Origin of the sequence: Pseudomonas marginalis, assembly GCF_900105325.1 — a bacterium.
GTDB classification, from domain to species: domain Bacteria; phylum Pseudomonadota; class Gammaproteobacteria; order Pseudomonadales; family Pseudomonadaceae; genus Aquipseudomonas; species Aquipseudomonas marginalis.
Genome location: NZ_FNSU01000003.1, coordinates 3,153,479 through 3,171,604, shown reverse-complemented (window position 1 = coordinate 3,171,604; position 18,126 = coordinate 3,153,479). Strand labels below are relative to the sequence as shown.

The window sequence follows — 18,126 nt, the reverse complement described above, 5'->3', positions numbered from 1 at the left end:
CCGTGTACAAGCTCGCCTTCTTCGTGCCCGACAGCCATGTGGAGACGGTGAAAACCGCCGTCTTCGCTGCTGGCGGCGGACGCATCGGCGACTACGACCGCTGCGCCTGGCAAGTGCTGGGCCAGGGCCAGTTTCGCGCGTTGGACGGCAGCCAGCCGTTTATCGGGCAGGTTGGCCAGGTTGAAGTGGTTGAAGAGTGGAAGGTCGAGTTGGTGGTGGCCGATGAGTGGGTCAAGGCGGTTGTCGCGGCCTTGAAGCTCAGCCACCCCTACGAGACACCGGCGTATGAAGTGTGGCAGTTGGCAGATTTCTGATCGGCTGGCTGTTAAAACAAGAAACCCGCTGGGCCAGTTTGGCCAGCGGGTTTTTTGTTGGCTGTCATGCAATCAGGGCCAGGCCTTCAACGACTCAGGGCGCGGGGGTCAGCCCGACTTCCACCCGCAGTGCACTGATCAAGGTGCTTTCGTAGCTGAAGCGCTTGCCCTGCATCGGTTCCCAGCGGTCGACGTAATACAGGCCGTCAGCATTGACCTTGATGGGCGTCGACACAATTTCCCCGGTGCGCGAACGGTGCAGCACATTGTTCTGCGCCGGTGTTGGGCGTTCGATCAGGAAATGGCCGGGTCTTTTCAGCCGAGACCGGTCGACCGGAACGAACGGCGCTGGCGCCGTTAAGCCTTCCACACCGGCCTCCAGAACTAAGTCGCTACGCAAGGCCCTGGCATCGAGGTCTATGCCTTCGGAAAATGTCTCCCAGGTGCCGGGGCGAATGTTTCGCGCCAACGCGGGGGGCGTGTCCCTGACATGCAGGCTGACGGCACCTTGCAGTTCCGCCAGTCCGGGCACCCCCAGGTTGTTGTTGGTGTGAGTGCTGCCGATGAACGCGACCCACTTGTGTGGCCCATGCGCCGCCTGGTCGGCCTTGATCACATTGGAGGCGAAGTAGCTGAATATTTGGTTGCGCGTTACAGACATGTCCCCACCCAGCCCTTTGAGGTGATAACTGGCGGCGCAGTCCAGGGCGCGGACGCGCAAGCCGTGCTTGCCGGCTGCCTGGACGACTTCCGTGTACGTATCACGGCCTTTGTAGCCGCGCATTTGCCCCTGGTCCAGATAGTTCAGGTAGCGCTTGAGGGTGTCCGGCAGGTGTTGGGTGCGCAGGAAGGCATCCAGCTCTGCCTGATGCAAATCGGTCATCAGGTGTTCTACGTACAGGGTCTTGAACCCCTGCGCCTTGAGGTGCCCCATGTGCTCGCGCAACAACCGTTTGCTGGACTCCGCCCGGTGCCCTTCACCGATCACCAGTCCGGTGAACTCGCTGTGACGGATGCTTTCCAGCAGCGCCTCTGGGGTTTTCGGCGAGCCCAGAACCGAAGGGTCGGGCCTGGTGGGCGGCACGTGGCTGGCCATATAGGTTTGTGCCTCGGTGCTCAGGCGTTCCCTGGTGTTCTGGAACGCCTGGAGTGCTTCGCGATGATCGGGGGCCGTCGAGTAGTAACGTGTATTGAGCCCATATCGCGTAGTAGCCTGTTGAGCGATGCTGGCGCGCAACGGCGGCGCGATGTCGTAGTCGCTGAAGTGGTTGGCGACAGCGACTGACGCAGCACCGGATGGCGTTACCGGCTCGGGCGCCGCATAGGCTGTGTGAAGGGTCAGCCGGTAGTCAGCGTGGGCCAGTGGATCGCCGACGATGGCGCCCGGCTCGTCGATCCAGATGCCCACCGGCTGGCCTGGGCCGACATCGTCCACCCGCAAGGCCACCGCGTCGTGCAAGTCGGCCAGGCCCGGCGTTTTATCGAAGGTACGCAGGCGCGAGGAATCCACTAACGCGATCCAGCGAGCGTCGGGCTCGTCGATGGCGTCGGTCTCGATGGTCTTGTGGGAATAGAAGTTCCTGGCCGCGTTATCCCGCGGCGTTGTCGCCGGTGTGTCGCCCATTTGCAGGGCATCCTCCAGTTGATACGAGGTCGAGGCGTCGAGGGCTCTGAGTTTCAAGCCCTTTTTTTGCGCCTGGCGCACCAGGGCGACAAACGAATACTCGGCGTCTTCGGCGAAGCCAAACGCCTGGTCAATCGTCTTCAGGTGGCGTTCGATGTGCTGCCAGGATTTACCGGTGTTGAGCTTCTGCAATTTTGTGCGGAATAAATCGGCAGGCAGGTGCTCGATGTACAGGTACTTGAAGCCTTTGCTCAGCAAGCTGTCCATTTGCGTTATCAGGAGTTCTTTACTGGCGATGGAGCCTGGTGCCGCGCCGATGACCAAGTGCCGGTTTGCGGCCAAGGCATCGCTGGCCAGTAGTTGCGTAAATGAGGCGTCGGCGTCGATGGCCGGGACGTCGGCGCGGGCCGGCAACGGATCAAGGTGTTTGAAGAACTCTTCGGCGTCACTCGTCAAGCGTTCGGCCTGTTGCAAATAAGTGGTGCGCAGGGAGTGCAACTCGCTGGCGACGTGCCCCAGCGCGCCCTCCCGTGAGCCGAACTCCCATTCAGTCCGCTGCACGATGCTGGCCCGCACATCCGGATTGATCGCCAGTTCCAGTTTGCTCGCGTACTTCACCGGTATTTCATAGGGCTTGAGCGGCTCCGGTGTGTCGGGCAGTTTTTCATATTTAGGTGCGCCGCCGGTGATCCCGGTGCGGCTCCAGACGCCTTGCGCATCCGGGGCTGCCACGCGTGTGGTGGAGACCAGTTTGCCACTGGCCGGGTCCAGTCGGTAGAGCAGGTAGCGGCCGATGGGGTCCGGGGTTTTCTTCGCCCACAGCGCTTGGCCATCGAAGAGTACCGCTTGCATGTCTTCCAGGGCCAAGGGCTTGGGTTGCAGAGGCTGGACAAGTTTCAAGGCTTCGCTGGGGACGGCAGTGCGCCTGGCGATCGGGCTCACGGCGGGTCGGGCAAGCTGCCTGAGGGACACTAGGGCCGGGCGCAGATCGGTGAATGCGGCGCCGGCACTGTTGAGCATGTAGCCGATCAAGTGCTCCAGTGCGGCGCCGGTATCGCCCTGCTGGTAAGCGTGCAAGGCCAGCATGCCGTCCTTGAACGCCAGCAGCATGCCCAGGCTCAGGCTGAGGACGGGGAAGGGCGCGGTGGCAATCGCAGTGACCCACTCCACGCAGGTCCACAGAATACCGGTGATCATCTTGAGTCGATTGACCGTGGTGCCTTCAACATCGTCGATCTTGCGCTGCAGCTTCATGTTGTAAAGCGCTTGGCGCAGGTCCGGCAGGGGCACGCGAGTGGCGTCGTAGCGCGCAAGGCTGACGGAGGTCTTGTTCAGGTCCTCGGGTAACTGCGCCTTGGCGTTTTCCAGGAAAGTCCGTACCCGCGTCTGCGACTGGGCCCCTACCCGCAGGGTCAAATAGCCGACCATGCCGGGAATTTTTTTCAGCAGGTAATTGAACTGCCGGGCCTCGCGAAAGCTGATGCCATCCGGTGCGTTGGGGGTGTAGAGCAACGTCGGGAAGCCGCTGTGGCTGAACAGGAAGTTGTCGATGACCCACTCCCCGTCGACCAGCAGTCGATGGATGGCATAGGTACCGCGCTGGTCGGTGGCGGTACTGCCCATGCTGGCGATACTGCGTTCAAGCCACTCCCAATCGACCCCGGCGATATGCCCTTGCAGGCGGCACTCCAAGGCAGCGTTCTGCATCTGGCGTTGGGTGATGCTCAGGGTTGCATTGCGCCGCAACTCGTAATCCGCGCTGCCGACATTCAATAGGCGGGCCCTGACCTCGTTGATGTAGCGCTGGCCGATCCACACACCGGTGACCGAGCGGGCGACCTTTTCTGCGGTCAGCGGGCTCAGGTCAATGCCGTTGGGACCTTTGAAGCGGGCCGCCCGCGAAAACTTTTCGTCGAGAAAACCCACGCCGTCCGCGTAGCCGTCACGGTACAGCTGGGTGTAGGTCAGCGGTTTCGGCGTCCAGGCGCCGAGCAGTGCCGGCGGCGAGAAGGCCCAGACGGTATCGGGGTCGACATCGTTCTGGTGACGTCCCAGCAGCTCGTTCAGGCGCTTTTTTGCCTGCTCATGCAGAAAGTCGGGGAAGCTGGGGAAGTGCGCATCGGACAGCGCAAAGACGTTGTAGGCATGCAGTGCACCCTCGGCGTCGTCAGCCAGTTTCAAAAGCTTCTGGCGGTTGGCGTTACTGGTGGAGCGGTACCAGTCCGGTGTGCTGAAGGCATAGTCGTCGACCCGTGTCGCCAGCACATGGGCCGACATGGCCTTGAGGCAATGAGCATGGTTGCCGATGTTGCCAAAGCGGACCTCTTTGTATTCCTCGGCATGAGGCTTGAAACTCAGGCCAGTCAAGACCTGCTTCATCGCTGCACGAAAGCGCAAGGCGACCCGCGTGATCAGGTAATCGGTGAGGGTGCCGGGCGGTTGTTTCGAACCGTTGTCCAGGCTCCAGCCAAGGATGTGCTGCTGGCAGGCAACCTCATCGTCGAATGCCTGGAATTGCTGCCGCCCAGGTGCCTCAGGGGTACACAGCAGCAGGCGTATGACCTTGCCGTTGCCGTCGCTCTGGCGCAGCACCCACATATCCTGCAACTGGGCCTCATGCAGAGACAGAGTTGCGGCGCTCAGGCGGGCGTCGGTGCCTTGGCGCAGGGTCTGCACCAATTGGAAGTCGTCTTCACTGAGATGGCCCTCGAGCACGGCGGTATAGGCCAGCGCGTTGATCCTTTGGTCGAGCATCTGTTCGATCGCGAGGCTGGTTTCGGGTTTTGCATGCATCTGTTGTTGCGCAGCGGCGAAGTCGAGGCGCGGTTGCAGGGTGCTAAGCGTCTGTACCAGCCAGGTCACGGTGAGGTCCTTGTATGCCTCTGGCAGTGGCGCCTCTTGATAGGTGAGCGTGGTTTTTTTCAGGAAGTCCGAGCCCGTCTGCTCGTCACCTTCGTGCAGCCCGCGCAGGGTCAGGTCGATCAGGTTGCGGTCGTGTTCGTACTCGCCGATGGGGGAGACGTAGCGACGGGTATTGATCACCAGGCGTTCCGGTTCCAGGTCGTGGATATCCAGGTCTTCGCTCAGCCGCTCCAGCAGTTGATAGCGGGCCAGTGTTGCAGGCGTGGTGACCGGGCCCAGCAGTTCAAGCAGGTGTTGGCGGGCGGTGTTGTAGCCTGCCAGGTGCCCGGCCAATTCGGCCCGGCGGGTTTCGCTGGCGCTGCGGTACCAGTCCGGGGCGCTCTGGCGCAGGTAGCGCTCCAGCACGCGCTGGGCACGCCACGCCAGGCGTGCGGCCAGGTCGGGCAGGGACGCGACGATGGCCTGGTCCAGTGCGCTGATCAGGGTGTCCACGGCCTGCTCGGGGTTATTCACCAGGCTCAGGGCATGATCAATGTCTGCGTTGCGCTTATCGATCAGGGCGTTGTAGGTGTGTTCGAACAGCGGCCGGTCATTGATGGGCGTCAGTGCCAGCGGCCAGATCGCGCCGGGGCTGATGTGGTGGTAGCGCACCGGCAGCAGGTGCATGAAGTCGCGGCGTTGCGCGGCGTCATCCATGCCGCGCTGCAAATGCGCGTTCAGTTGAGGCAGGGAGCCAAAGGTTTCAATCCCGCGCGTGGGGGTGAACAGCATCACTTCGCCCACGGCCGGCATGGAGGAAAGGTCGGTGACGACCGGGCTGGTGCGTTCGGTCAGGACAAAGGCCCCGGCCAGTTCGATGGTTTGTGCTTGATAGTCCAGGGTCAACGCATAGAAACCAGGCCGCAGTGTGCTGCCCAGCGGCACACGCTCCAGCATGGCCTGTTGTTGCGGGTGCAGCAGACGGTCCTGGGCGCTCAGGGCGGTTTCGTTGGCAAGGGCAGTGAAACCGGCTTCAAAGGTCATGAAGGATTTACGCGGTTTTCCGTCGATCTGCTCGTAACGGTCGAGGTGTTCCAGATGGGTGTTGAGTGTGGCCTTGAGCGTGACCAGTTGTTGGGGCAGGTCAGCCTGTTTCAGCGATTGGTAAAGCGTTCGGCTCTTGTGCAGGAACTGCTGCCGGTAGCTCGCCAGGATTGCGTTGGTTTTTTCCAGATAGGCCTGTTCGGCTGAGGGTTTGTGTTCTGGCAACAGCGGTGCTTCGACATTGAGCAGGTGATGACCGATCTGATTGAGGTTGCTTTCGATGCCTTCAAAGGCCTGGGATGGTGTGTTCACAGGCGCGCTCTCCATGCTGATGATAGGAACCTCAGCATGGAGCGCTGCACCGTTGGCAAGGCGGTAGATAAGTCGCGATGTCAGGCGCTGGTGTGCACCGGATCACGGTTGGCCAGGGCCTTGAGCGCGCTGCTCAAGCCCTGGGCCGATTCACCCACCAGCAAGTGCCAGATGCCGTCGTCGAGCTGGCGGATTCCCTGGCAACCCAAGGCTGTGAGCTGCTGCTCGGACAGCGCTTGGTCATCAGCCAGCTTCAAGCGAATGCGGCTCATGGCCACGCACTCCAACTGCAACACATTACGCGCACCGCCCAGTGCATTCAGCCATTGTTCGGCGTGTGGCGGGGTGACAGCGCCGGCCTCGGGTTGAGCGGGGGCCGAGGGCGACGATGGCTGGCCGGACGTGGGCATGGCCAAGCGAATCTCGTCGGCAATGCTGTCCGCCAGCGGGCCCACCACCACCTGCAAGCTGCCGCCGTTACCGGGGCGCACCACGGCCATCGCGCCCAGGGCTTTGAGCTCTGCATCCACGGCCTTGTTGCGATCGACCATGTCCAGGCGCAGGCGTGTGGTGCACGCGCCGACACTCAGCAGGTTGTCAGCGCCGCCCAGCGCACGGATGTAGGCGCTGGCCCGTTGATGGTCGGTCATGACTTCGGTCGGGGCGGCCTGGATATCTTCCCGGCCCGGTGTCTTGAGGTTGAAGCGACGGATGCAGTAGCTGAACACGCTGTAGTAGATCACGGCATAGGCCAGGCCCACCGGCACCATCAGCCAGCCATTGGTGGACTTGCCCCAGCCCAGCACCATGTCGATAAACCCACCGGAGAAGGTAAAGCCCAGGTGGATGTTCAGCAGATTGGTGACGGCCATCGACAGGCCTGTGAGCAGCGCGTGCAGCAGGTAAAGGAACGGCGCGAGGAACATGAACGCGAATTCGATGGGTTCGGTCACGCCGGTCAGGAAGGAGGTCAGCGCCATCGACAGGAAGATCCCGCCCATGACTTTGCGCCGCTCCGGCAGGGCGTTGCGGTACATCGCCAGGCAGGCAGCGGGCAGGCCGAACAGCATCACCGGGAACATCCCCGTCATGAACTGGCCGCCCTTGGGGTCGCCGGCGAAGTAGCGGGTCAGGTCGCCAGTGACCACCGCACCGGTCAGCGGGTCGGTGAAACTGCCGAACACAAACCACGCCATGTTGTTGAGGATATGGTGCAGGCCGGTGACGATCAGCAGGCGGTTGAACACGCCAAACACGAACGCGCCGAGGCTGCCGCTTTCCATCAGCAATACGCCGAAGCTGTTGATCCCGTGCTGGATCGGCGGCCAGATCAAGCCAAAAATCACCCCCAGCGCCACCGCTGAAAACCCGGTGACAATCGGCACAAACCGCCGCCCGCCGAAGAACGCCAGGTACTCCGGCAGCTTGATGTCCTTGAAGCGGTTATACAGCGCACCGGCCATCAAGCCGCTGGCGATACCGGCGAGCATGCCCATGTTGATGGTAGTGTCCATCACCTTGAGCGTGGAGATCATCACCAGGTAACCAATTGCCCCGGCCAGGCCAGCGGTGCCGTTATTGTCACGGGCAAAACCCACGGCAATACCGATGGCGAAGATCAGCGCCAGGTTGGCGAAGATCGCCTGCCCGGCATCGTGCATCACCGCGATGTTGAGCAAGTCGGTGTCGCCCAGGCGCAGCAAGAGACCGGCGATCGGCAAGATCGCGATCGGCAGCATCAGCGCACGGCCCAGGCGTTGCAGGCCTTCAATAAAGTGTTGGTACATGGCGTGTCTCCTTTTTTCTTGTTGTTGTCAGCTCAGCGGCCAGTGGTGTTGACAGGCTTGGCGAACCGCCCTGGCGCTGCTCAGGTCGAGCAGGCCGAGGCTCAGTTGCCGGCATTGCGCCGCTTCCAGGTGGCGGACGCGGTCCTTGATTTCGCCGATCTGCGGCGGGCTGACCGACAGCTCGCTGACCCCCAGGCCGACCAGTACCGGCGTGGCCAGCGGGTCGCTGGCCAAGGCCCCGCAGACACCGACCCAGCGGCCATGCCTGGCCGCGCCGGCGCAGGTCTGGGCGATCAGCCGCAGCAATGCCGGATGCAGCGCATCGACCCGCGCAGCCAGGCCGGCGTGGTCGCGGTCCATCGCCAGGGTGTACTGGGACAGGTCATTGGTGCCGATGGATAAGAAGTCCGCGTGCTCGGCCAACTGCTCGGCCATCAGCGCGGCGGCGGGCACTTCGATCATCACCCCCAGCTCCGGGCGCTGGGTCAGTTCCAGCTCGGCGCACAATTGATCCAGGCGTTGGCGAATGTGCAGCAGTTCGTCGACTTCGCTGACCATCGGCAGCAGGATGCGGCAGCGCTCCAAGGGGCACACTTGCAGCAGCGCACGCAGTTGCTGATCCAGCAGCTGCGGGCGTACCTGCGCCAGGCGAATACCGCGCAGGCCCAAGACCGGGTTGGCCTCGACGGGCAGCGGCAGGTAGTCGAGTTGTTTGTCGCCGCCCACATCGATGGTGCGGATGATCACCGACTTGTCGCCCATAGCATCCATCACAGCTTGATAGGCTTGGCGCTGCTCCTGTTCATCCGGCGCCGTGCGGCGGTCGACGAAGAGGAATTCGGTGCGCAGCAGGCCGACGCCGTCAGCGCCATTTTCAAAGGCCACCTGGGCCTCGGCGCTGGAGGCGACATTGGCGGCCACTTCGATGTTCACGCCATCGCGGGTTTGCGCCGGTTGTTGGGCCTGGGCCTGTTGCTGCCGGCGACGCAGTATCTGCGCGTCGCGGATCCGGTGGACTTCGGCATGACGCGCCTCGCTGGGGGCCAGTTCCAGGCGGCCGTTGCCGGCGTCGAGCACCACGCGCTGGCCGTGCGGCACATCGAGCACCTCAGCGCCCAACGCGACGACACATGGCAAGCCTTTGCCCCGCGCCAGGATGGCGACATGGGACGTGGCGCCACCTTCGGCCATGCAGATCCCGGCAGCCTGTTGCGCGCTCAGTTGCAGCAAATCCGAAGGGGTCAGTTCATGGGCGCTGACAATCGCTCCCGCAGGCAATTCGAAATGCCAGGCTTCACCCAACAGTGCGCGCAGGACCCGTTGTTGCAGGTCGCGCAGGTCGTTGGCGCGTTCGGCGAACAGCGGCTTGCCCAGGGCCAGCAATACCGCGCACTGCGCCTGGATCGCATCACGCCAGGCATGGGTGGCGGCGCTGCCGTGTTCGATAGCTTCGGTGGCGGCGTCCAGCAGGGTGGGGTCTTCGAGCAGGGCCAGGTGGGCGGCGAAGATCTCTTCTTCTTCGACGGCCTTGCGTTGGCGAGCCTGGTCCAGGGTGCTGCGGATTTCACCGCGCACCTGCTCCAGGGCTGCGTCCAGGCGTTGCAGTTGTTCGTCAGTGACGTGATGGCCGGGGTCCGACGGCAACTCGATACCCGCCAGCCGAAACAACGGCCCGCAGACCAGTCCCGGTGCCGCGCACACGCCCTGCAACACATCAACTTCCGTGGTTGCCCGGCGCGGCATGGCGACGACCGGTGCGTGGGGTTCAGCCTTGACGGCGGCGGACAAGGCCGCGACCAGCGCCTGCAGCGCGGCTTCGGCGTCCTTGCCGCGACAGGTCACGCGCACCTCGTCGCCTTCGCCAATGCCCAGCCCCATCAGACCGATCAGGCTGTCGCAGGCGGCCGACCTGGCGCCGAAGTGCACCTGCGCCTGGCTGCTGAAACCCTGGGCGGTCTTGCGAATCAACGCCGCCGGCCGTGCGTGCAGGCCGCCACGGTGCGTCACGTGCACGCTGGCGCTGGCTTCGGCGACGGCGTAATCCACAGCCGTTTGCTGCGCTGCGTTCGCACGCGGCACAACCTGCACCAAGGGGTCGCCCTGCTTGACGGTTTTCGCGGCCAGCGGGCGCATTTCAAAGTGTTCGCCATTGGTGAGGATGATCAGGCTGACCAGGCTTTTGCACTGGCGGGCAATACGGTCCAGGTCAAAGCGCACCAGCGCCTGGCCATTGCTGACCCGGGCGCCTTCCTTGACCAGCAGGGCAAACCCTTCGCCGTTCAATTCGACCGTGTCGATGCCGATGTGCAGCAACACTTCGGCGCCGTTGTCGGCGCGTATCGTCAAGGCGTGGCCGGTGCGGGCGACGTGGATGACCACGCCATCGCACGGCGCATGCAGGCAATCGTTGAGCGGGTCGATCGCCATGCCGTCGCCCAGGGCGCCGCTGGCGAACACGTCGTCAGGCACGTTGCCCAGGGCCAGTAACGGCCCGCTGAGGGGGGCGTTGAGGGTCAGTTCATTATTGTTGTTGGGCATGGGCACGGTACTCATCAGGAAAGCGCGACTCAGTGAGTGCGGGTAACTTTGCTCAGGTGGCGCGGCTGGTCCGGGTCCATGCCTCGGGCGACGGACAGGCCGGCCGCCATGACATAGAAACTCTGGATCGCCAGGATCGGGTCCAGGCTCGGGTGTTCGGCGCGGCTCAGGGTCAAGTCGCGTTCGGCGATATCGTCCGGTGCTACGAGCAGCACGCGGGCACCGCGTTGGCGCATATCGGCGGCCAGGCTCAACAAGCCGGCTTGCTCGGCACCCCGTGGTGCGAAGACCAGCAGCGGGTAGTCCGCGCCGATCAAGGCCATCGGCCCGTGGCGTACCTCGGCGCTGCTGAAGGCTTCGGCCTGGATCGCCGAGGTTTCCTTGAGTTTGAGCGCGGCTTCCTGGGCGATGGCAAACCCGGCGCCACGGCCGATCACCATCAGTTGCTGGCAGCCGCGCAGCGCCTCGATGGCGGGCGTCCAGTCCTGCCCGGCGGCTTCACGCAGGCCTTCGGGCAGGGCCTGGCAGGCTTGCAGCAAGTCGGGCTCCTGGTTCCAGTGGCCGATCAACAGCGCGCTGGCGCTGAGGGTGGCGATAAAGCTCTTGGTCGCGGCCACGCTGAGTTCCGGCCCGGCGCACAGGGGTACATGGAATTCGCAGGCGGCTTCCAGCGGCGAGTCTTCGGCGTTGACCAGCGAGATGCTCAAGGCGCCACGCTTGCGCAGCAGGCGCAAGCTGTTGACCAGGTCCGGGCTTTGCCCCGACTGGGAGAAACCGAACGCTACCTGGCCGCTGACTTTCATGGGTGCTTGCAACAAGGTCACCACCGACATCGGCAACGACGCCACCGGGATGCCGACATGCTGCATGGCCAGGTAGGCGAAGTAGCTGGCGGCGTGGTCCGAGCTGCCCCGCGCAATGGTCATCGCCACCTGCGGCGGCTGGCGGCGCAGGCGGCCGGCGACTTCTTCCAGCAGTGGGCCCAGGCGTTGCAGTTGTGCCGCGACGGCGTCAGCGGAGGCCAAGGCCTCTTCAAGCATTTTTGAAGACAATGGTTTCTCCTTCGACCATGACGTCGGTGAGGTGCAGGGAGCGGTCCAGGCGTACGCAGTCGGCAAAGCTGCCCGGTTGCAGGCGGCCGCGTTCTTCCAGGCCCAGGTAATCCGCAGGAAATTGCGACAGGCGTTGTGAGGCTTCGCTGATCGGCAGGCCGATCTTCACCAGGTTGCGCAGCGCCTGGTCCATGGTCAGCGTACTGCCGGCCAGGGTGCCGTCGGCCAGGCGTACACCGCCTAGGCATTTGGTCACGGTGTGGCTGCCCAGCTTGTATTCGCCATCGGGCATGCCGGCGGCGGCGGTGGAATCGGTGACGCAATACAGGCACGGGATCGCCCGCAGGGCTACGCGCATGGCACCGGGGTGCACATGCAGCAGGTCCGGAATCAATTCTGCGTACTTGGCGTGGGCCAGCGCGGCGCCGACGATGCCCGGCTCACGGTGATGCAACGGGCTCATGGCGTTGTACAAATGGGTAAAGCTGGTGGCGCCGGCGGCGAGGGCGGCGACGCCTTCTTCATAGCTGCCCAGGGTGTGGCCGATCTGCATGCGCACGCCGCGCTCGCTGAGGGCGCGGATCAACGCATCGTGGCCGGCGATTTCCGGCGCGATGGTGATCACGCGGATCGGCGCCAGGCGCAGGTAGGTTTCCACTTCCGCCATCAGCGCGGTGTGGGCGAAGTTGGGTTGGGCGCCGAGTTTGCCTGGGTTGATGTAAGGGCCTTCCAAGTGCACGCCGAGTACGCGGGCGCTGCCGCTAGGACGTTGCTCGCAAAAGCCGCCGAGTTGGCCGAGCACGCTGGAGATTTCCTCCACCGGTGCAGTCATGGTGGTGGCCAGCAGCGAGGTGGTACCAAAGCGCACGTGGGTGCGGGTGATGGTCTCGAAAGCGTCGGCGCCTTCCATGATGTCTTTACCGCCGCCGCCGTGGACGTGCAGGTCGATAAAACCCGGCAGCAGGTAGGGCAAGTCGTTTTCAGCCGGGTCGCAAGGTTCGCCCTCGATGGCGATGACCTTGCCGTGCTGGTGCACCAGGCGGCCGCGCATCCAGCCGTGGGGCGTGAGGATATTGTCTTCGGACATGGGCAGTTCTCTAAGGCCGCAACTCGGCGGCAAAGTCATAACGGCGAAGCTCTGCGACAAAGTCGTAGTAGTCGTTGCGGCAGTAGGTGTCGGTGATTTCGATCGGCGTGTTGTCGGCGGTGTAGCCGACCCGGGTCATCAGCAGCATGGCGGTGCCGGGGGCGATGCCCACCAGTCTGGCGAACTCGTCCGAGGCATTGATCGCCTGGATGTGTTGCAGGGCGCGCACGATGGGCTTGCCGATGCTTTCGAGGTATTCGTACAACGAATTGCCGATGGCTTGCGGCTGCGGCAGCACCGAGGCGGGCATGGCGGTCATCTCGATGGCCATCACTGTGTCATCGGCTTTGCGCAGGCGTTTGAGGCGCGCCACTTTGTCGGTGGGCGACAGGCACAGGCGTATCAGCTCTTCGTGGGTCGGCGGCGTGATGTCGCGCTCCAGCCATTGGGAGCTGGGCACGAAGCCTTTGAGGCGCAACATTTCGCTGAAGCCCGACAGGCGTGACAGCGGCTGCTCCAGGCGTGGCGTGATAAAGGTGCCGGAACCCTGGCTGCGGCGGATCAGGCCTTGGGAGAACAACACTTCCAGCGCTTTACGGGCGGTCACCCGCGAAATGCTCAGCTGTTCGCTGAGGGCGCGCTCCGAGGGCAGGGCCTGTTCGGATTTCCACTGGCCGGCATGGATCGCCGCTTCCAGGTTGCGGGCCAATTGCAGGTACAGCGGCGTGGATTGTTTGTCGTCGGGACGCAGCGTCAGGATGGGGTTCATCTATGAGGTTTCCGATGCGGTTATTGGAGTGTTGTCGCCCGGTATTGGCCGGAAGCTAATACCACTTAAATACCATGTCAATGCTGCCAAAACGGTGCGAGTACCGGTTTCAGGGCGCCTTAATGGTGCCCGGTATCAAGTGGTATTAGAGAGGTCTTTATCGCGCGCAGAAGTGCGCAGCCCGCGCGGTGAACTGGTATTCACCGGCAGGCGTGGGAGGGGGAGGGAAATATTTTTAATTAAATTACGAACGGTCGAAGATTTACGGGCGGATCTCGATCAGCGTGCCGTCCTTGACCAGGTTCCAGACTTCGCGCATGTCGACGTTGCGCATACCGATGCAGCCGTCGGTCCAGTCCAGGGTGTGGAACCACTGCTCCGGGTACTCTTCGGTGTCGGGCGTGCCGTGGATCATGATCATGCTGCCGGGCTTCACCCCTTCGCGGCGGGCGCGGGCGGCATCGCTGATATTCGGGTAGGAGATGTGCATGGACAGGTAGTAGCGGTCGCTGGTCTTGCGCCAGTCGATCCAGTACAGGCCTTCCGGGGTGCGGCGGTCGCCCTCGATCAGCTTGTGGCCCTTGGGGTTTTTGCCCAGGGAAATCCGATAGGTCTTGAGGGGCTTGCCGTCGTTGATCAACTGCAATTGGTGGGCGGACTTGAGCACCAGGACTTTTTCGACCGTCTTGCCGCCCAGGGTTTCCACGGTAGAGGCCGGCGAAAGCGTGGCGAACGACAGGCAGATCAGAGCAAGCAACCAACGCATTAAAACGGTATCCCTGTGGCGACGAGCTGCCGAATGGTTATTGGGCGGGCTTTGAAGAAAGAGGTGGCACGGCTTCGCTGCGCACCGGGAAGGACTGCTGGCGGCGGTCGGCGAAAAAGTATTCTAGGGTACGCCCGACCGTGCGGAAAGCCAGCTCGGACCAAGGGATGTCCGCCTCGTCGAACAGCTGCACTTCGAGGCTTTCGGGGCCGGCGGCGAAGTCCAGGTCGACCAGTTCGGCGCGGTAGAAGATATGCACCTGGCTGATATGCGGCACGTCGATCAGCGTATAGATCGCCAGGTTGCGCACGCGGGCGCAGGCTTCCTCCAGGGTTTCGCGCGTGGCGGCCTGTTCGACGGTCTCGCCGTTTTCCATAAAACCGGCGGGCAGGGTCCAGTAACCCAGGCGCGGCTCGATGGCACGACGGCACAGCAGCACTTTATCGCCCCACACTGGCACGGTACCGGCGACGATATTGGGGTTCTGATAGTGGATGGTGGAGCAGTGATCACACACAAAACGCAGGCGCCCGTCGCCTTCGGGAATGCGTTGGGTCACCGGTTTACCGCACTGGCTACAGAAATTCATGCTGGGGTTCCTGGAAAGTGCGCCTATCTTGGCGTGGCGGGCGGGGGCCTGCAAGTTGTCGTTTAGCGACACCTGCCGGGTTTTGGGGTTGGGCACCCGCACGCTTTGGTGCATGATGCAAGGTAGCCAACAGACCGAGATGACTCATGCTGGACGAGCTACTTCGCCGGGTAAGCAATCACACCCCCCACACGCTGGAAACCGACGGGCGCTTCCCCGAGGCCGCGGTGCTGGTGCCGATTACCCGCAGTGACGAACCTGAGCTGATCCTGACCCTGCGCGCCAGCGGCCTGTCGACCCATGGTGGCGAAGTGGCCTTTCCCGGCGGGCGCCGCGACCCCGAAGACCCGGACCTGATCTTCACCGCCCTGCGTGAAGCCGAAGAAGAAATCGGCCTGCCCCCCGGCCTGGTGGAAGTCATCGGCCCACTGAGCCCGCTGATCTCCCTGCACGGCATCCGGGTCACGCCCTATGTGGGGGTGATCCCCGACTACGTCGAGTATCTGGCCAACGATGCTGAAATCGCTGCCGTCTTCAGCGTTCCCCTGGACTTTTTCCGACAGGATCCACGCGAACATACCCACCGAATCGATTACCAGGGTCGCAGTTGGTACGTGCCCAGTTATCGCTTCGGCGAATACAAGATCTGGGGCCTGACGGCAATCATGATCGTCGAGTTGATCAATCTGCTTTATGACGACGCCCAGATAAGCCTGCACCAGCCGCCCAAGAGCTTCATCAATACCTAAGCCGTCGTTTGAACGGCCAGCCGTGAGGGAACAGCATGAAATACCGCCTGGGCGATGCCCGCGTCGAGACCCATCCACACAGCTGGGTGGCGCCGAATGCCACGCTGGTGGGCAAGGTCAAGCTGGAGGAGGGCGCCAACGTCTGGTTCAACGCGGTGCTGCGTGGCGACAACGAGCTGATCCTGATCGGCAAGAACAGCAACGTCCAGGACGGCAGCGTGATGCACACCGATATGGGCTACCCGCTGACCCTGGGCACCGGCGTGACCATCGGCCATAACGCCATGCTGCATGGCTGCACGGTCGACGATTACAGCCTGATCGGTATCAACGCGGTGATCCTCAACGGCGCCAAGATCGGCAAGCACTGCATCATCGGCGCCAACGCGTTGATCGGCGAAGGCAAGGAAATTCCCGATGGCTCCCTGGTGATGGGCTCGCCGGGCAAAGTCGTGCGTGAGTTGACCGACGCACAGAAGCGGATGCTGGAAGCCAGCGCCGCGCACTATGTGCATAACGCCCAGCGTTACGCGCGGGACCTGGTTGAGCAGGAAGAATGAACCCGATTGAACGCCCCGTCGCCTCGCCGTGCGTGAGCATTTGTGCGCTGGACGATGACGATATCTGCACCGGCTGCCAGCGCACCGTGGATGAGATTACGCGTTGGAGCCGCATGGACAACGCCGAGCGCCGGGTGGTGTTGGGGTTGTGCCATGAGCGGGCGGTGGCGAGTGGGTTGGTGTTTATGGTTTCTGGGAAATCCGGTGCCTGATAGACCGCCATCGGGGCAAGCCCCTCCCACACTTGACCGCGTTTGATCTGTAAGAATGCGGTCAACATGTGGGAGGGGGGCTTGTCCCCGATGAGGCCCTCCCAGACGACATATTTCAAAATGTGAAGTACCCTGTGCCCCTTGTTCACAGGTCCCTCGCCCCATGCTCTTCCTGATCGCCTACATCAGCAGCGTCGTGCTGATCAACTTCGCCTTCTCCACTGCCCCGCACCTGGACGTCATCTGGTCGGCCTGGGGCGGCCTGGTGTTTATTCTGCGCGACATGGTGCAAACCCGCTTCGGCCACGGGGCGATCATCGCCATGCTGGCGGCGCTGGTGTTGTCGTATATCACTTCGGACCCGTCCATCGCCCTGGCCAGCGCCACGGCATTCGCGGTGTCGGAATGCATTGACTGGCTGGTGTTCAGCATCACCAAGCGCCCGCTCCACGACCGCCTGTGGATAAGTTCGGCGCTCAGCATTCCCCTTGATACCTTTATCTTCTTCGGCCTGATCGGTGCGCTCACCCCTGCCGTGGTGGGCACCGCCTTGGCGTCGAAGTTCGCCGGGGTCACGGCGGTGTGGCTGATCATGGCCTGGCGCATCCGCAAGCGGGCCGTCGCCAACTGAGGCCAATTTTTACAGTTCATGTAAAATGCCGGCCTTTCTCCCCATGATCCGCTCCCCTGAGGACCTGAGATGACCCGAATCGGAACTCCATTGTCGCCAACCGCGACCCGCGTTTTGCTGTGTGGCTGCGGTGAGCTGGGCAAGGAAGTGGTGATTGAACTGCAACGCCTGGGCGTTGAAGTGATTGCCGTGGATCGCTACGCCAATGCGCCGGCCATGCAGGTTGCCCATCGCAGCCATGTGATCAACATGCTCGACGGCGCCGCCCTGCGTGCGGTGATCGAAGCGGAAAAACCGCACTTCATCGTGCCGGAAATCGAAGCCATCGCCACCGCGACGCTGGTTGAGCTGGAAGCCGAAGGCTTCACCGTGATCCCGACTGCGCGCGCCACGTCGCTGACCATGAACCGTGAAGGCATCCGTCGCCTGGCCGCCGAAGAACTGGACCTGCCGACCTCGCCGTACCATTTCGCCGACACCTTCGAGGACTACAGCAAGGCCGTCCAGGACCTGGGTTTCCCCTGCGTGGTCAAGCCGGTGATGAGTTCGTCGGGCAAGGGCCAGAGCCTGCTGCGCAGCGCTGACGACGTGCGCAAAGCCTGGGATTACGCCCAGGAAGGCGGACGTGCAGGCAAGGGCCGAGTGATCATCGAAGGTTTTATCGACTTCGACTACGAAATCACCCTCCTGACCGTGCGCCACATCGGCGGCACCACCTTCTGCGCGCCGGTCGGCCACCGTCAGGAGAAAGGCGACTATCAGGAATCCTGGCAGCCACAGGCCATGAGCCCGGTTGCGCTGGCAGAGTCCGAGCGCGTCGCCAAAGCCGTGACCGAAGCCTTGGGTGGCCGTGGTCTGTTTGGCGTGGAACTGTTCATCAAGGGTGATCAGGTGTGGTTCAGCGAAGTGTCGCCACGCCCGCACGACACGGGTTTGGTGACGTTGATTTCCCAGGACCTGTCGCAGTTTGCCCTGCATGCGCGTGCCATCCTGGGCTTGCCAATCCCGTTGATCCGTCAGTTCGGGCCTTCGGCGTCGGCGGTGATTCTAGTGGAAGGGCAGTCGACCCAGACCGCGTTTGCCAACCTCGGCGCTGCACTGAGCGAGCCGGACACGGCGTTGCGTCTGTTTGGTAAGCCAGAAGTGAATGGCCAGCGCCGCATGGGCGTGGCGTTGGGGCGGGATGAATCGATTGAAGCGGCTCGGGCCAAGGCGACCCGTGCTTCCCAGGCGGTTGTGGTAGAGCTTTAA

Annotated in this window: 14 protein-coding genes; 6 read left to right on the top strand and 8 right to left on the bottom strand. The window is 63.1% G+C overall.

Going from position 1 to position 18,126, the window contains the following annotated elements; all coding sequences use genetic code 11:
- Window positions 1-2 precede the first annotated feature (2 nt).
- Entirely contained in the window at window positions 3-314 is a 312-nt protein-coding gene (locus BLW22_RS23905; protein ID WP_065924847.1) for a YqfO family protein, read from the top strand.
- Window positions 315-408: 94 nt separating this feature from the next.
- On the opposite strand, the gene BLW22_RS23900 is transcribed toward BLW22_RS23905, so the two are convergent.
- The 8 genes from BLW22_RS23900 to BLW22_RS23865 form a co-directional block, all read right to left on the bottom strand.
- Window positions 409-6,135, bottom strand: a complete 5,727-nt coding sequence (locus tag BLW22_RS23900) for a membrane-targeted effector domain-containing toxin (RefSeq protein ID WP_143045159.1) — start codon at window positions 6,133-6,135, stop codon at window positions 409-411.
- An 80-nt stretch (window positions 6,136-6,215) separates the two neighbouring features.
- A complete protein-coding gene (gene nagE, locus BLW22_RS23895) occupies window positions 6,216-7,922 on the bottom strand; it encodes an N-acetylglucosamine-specific PTS transporter subunit IIBC (protein ID WP_065924845.1) in 1,707 nt (568 codons plus the stop codon).
- A gap of 27 nt (window positions 7,923-7,949) precedes the next feature.
- Window positions 7,950-10,460: a phosphoenolpyruvate--protein phosphotransferase gene (ptsP, locus tag BLW22_RS23890; protein ID WP_074847571.1), complete on the bottom strand. Its 2,511-nt coding sequence runs from the start codon at window positions 10,458-10,460 to the stop codon at window positions 7,950-7,952.
- Between the two features lie 29 nt (window positions 10,461-10,489).
- A complete protein-coding gene (locus BLW22_RS23885; protein ID WP_143045158.1) occupies window positions 10,490-11,512 on the bottom strand; it encodes an SIS domain-containing protein in 1,023 nt (340 codons plus the stop codon).
- Window positions 11,493-12,599 (bottom strand): N-acetylglucosamine-6-phosphate deacetylase, encoded by a 1,107-nt coding sequence (gene nagA, locus BLW22_RS23880; RefSeq protein ID WP_074847569.1) that lies wholly within the window; start codon window positions 12,597-12,599, stop codon window positions 11,493-11,495. Before nagA ends, BLW22_RS23885 begins: the two co-directional genes overlap by 20 nt.
- Before the next feature lie 10 nt (window positions 12,600-12,609).
- Window positions 12,610-13,368, bottom strand: a complete 759-nt coding sequence (locus BLW22_RS23875; protein WP_074847568.1) for a GntR family transcriptional regulator — start codon at window positions 13,366-13,368, stop codon at window positions 12,610-12,612.
- 262 nt (window positions 13,369-13,630) lie between these two features.
- Window positions 13,631-14,134, bottom strand: a complete 504-nt coding sequence (locus BLW22_RS23870; RefSeq protein ID WP_027605448.1) for a L,D-transpeptidase family protein — start codon at window positions 14,132-14,134, stop codon at window positions 13,631-13,633.
- A gap of 37 nt (window positions 14,135-14,171) precedes the next feature.
- On the bottom strand, window positions 14,172-14,723 hold the full coding sequence (locus tag BLW22_RS23865) for an NUDIX hydrolase (protein ID WP_065924840.1): 552 nt from the start codon (window positions 14,721-14,723) through the stop codon (window positions 14,172-14,174).
- A gap of 146 nt (window positions 14,724-14,869) precedes the next feature.
- Here BLW22_RS23865 and BLW22_RS23860 point away from each other — a divergent pair, with 146 nt between their 5' ends.
- The 5 genes from BLW22_RS23860 (at window position 14,870) to purT (ending at window position 18,126) form a co-directional block, all read left to right on the top strand.
- Entirely contained in the window at window positions 14,870-15,472 is a 603-nt protein-coding gene (locus BLW22_RS23860) for a CoA pyrophosphatase (RefSeq protein ID WP_015885706.1), read from the top strand.
- A gap of 35 nt (window positions 15,473-15,507) precedes the next feature.
- On the top strand, window positions 15,508-16,032 hold the full coding sequence (locus BLW22_RS23855; RefSeq protein ID WP_065924838.1) for a gamma carbonic anhydrase family protein: 525 nt from the start codon (window positions 15,508-15,510) through the stop codon (window positions 16,030-16,032).
- A complete protein-coding gene (locus tag BLW22_RS23850) occupies window positions 16,029-16,244 on the top strand; it encodes a DUF1289 domain-containing protein (RefSeq protein ID WP_065924837.1) in 216 nt (71 codons plus the stop codon). Before BLW22_RS23855 ends, BLW22_RS23850 begins: the two co-directional genes overlap by 4 nt.
- A 163-nt stretch (window positions 16,245-16,407) precedes the next feature.
- Entirely contained in the window at window positions 16,408-16,875 is a 468-nt protein-coding gene (locus tag BLW22_RS23845) for a VUT family protein (protein WP_065924836.1), read from the top strand.
- A 69-nt stretch (window positions 16,876-16,944) separates the two neighbouring features.
- Complete coding sequence (gene purT, locus BLW22_RS23840; RefSeq protein ID WP_074847567.1) at window positions 16,945-18,126, top strand: formate-dependent phosphoribosylglycinamide formyltransferase; 1,182 nt, start codon at window positions 16,945-16,947, stop codon at window positions 18,124-18,126.